Below are 582 nucleotides of genomic sequence, written 5' to 3'. Positions count from 1 at the left end.
AGTACCCTGAGGAAGAGAAAACAAGTAGTGATTCCGTCAGTAGCGGCGAGCGAACGCGGAAGAGCCTAAACCAAGAGGCTTGCCTCTTGGGGTTGTGGGACGTCTCACATGGAGTTACAAAGGAATTTGGTAGGCGAAGAGGTCTGGAAAGGCCCGCTAGAAGAGGTAAAAGCCCTGTAGCCGAAATTGAATTCCCTCCGAGACGGATCCCGAGTAGTGCGGGGCACGTGAAATCCCGTATGAATCTGCCAGGACCATCTGGTAAGGCTAAATACTCCCTAGTGACCGATAGCGAAGCAGTACCGTGAGGGAAAGGTGAAAAGCACCCCGGAAGGGGAGTGAAACAGAACCTGAAACCGTGTGCTTACAAGAAGTCAGAGCCCGATCTATGGGTGATGGCGTGCCTTTTGTAGAATGAACCGGCGAGTTACGTTCCCGTGCAAGGTTAAGGTGAAAAGCCGCAGCCGCAGCGAAAGCGAGTCTGAATAGGGCGACTAAGTACGTGGGCGTAGACCCGAAACCGTGTGATCTACCCCTGTCCAGGGTGAAGGTGCGGTAACACGCACTGGAGGCCCGAACCCA

Annotated in this window: 1 rRNA gene; it reads left to right on the top strand. The window is 54.1% G+C overall.

From position 1 onward, the window contains the following. Nucleotides 1–582: ribosomal RNA gene (locus tag FCN15_RS19060) — 23S ribosomal RNA — on the top strand; the annotation flags it as partial.

The organism is Paenibacillus pinistramenti (assembly GCF_005869875.1).
GTDB classification, from domain to species: Bacteria; Bacillota; Bacilli; order Paenibacillales; family Paenibacillaceae; genus Fontibacillus; species Fontibacillus pinistramenti.
This window is presented reverse-complemented; position numbering and strand designations above follow the sequence as displayed.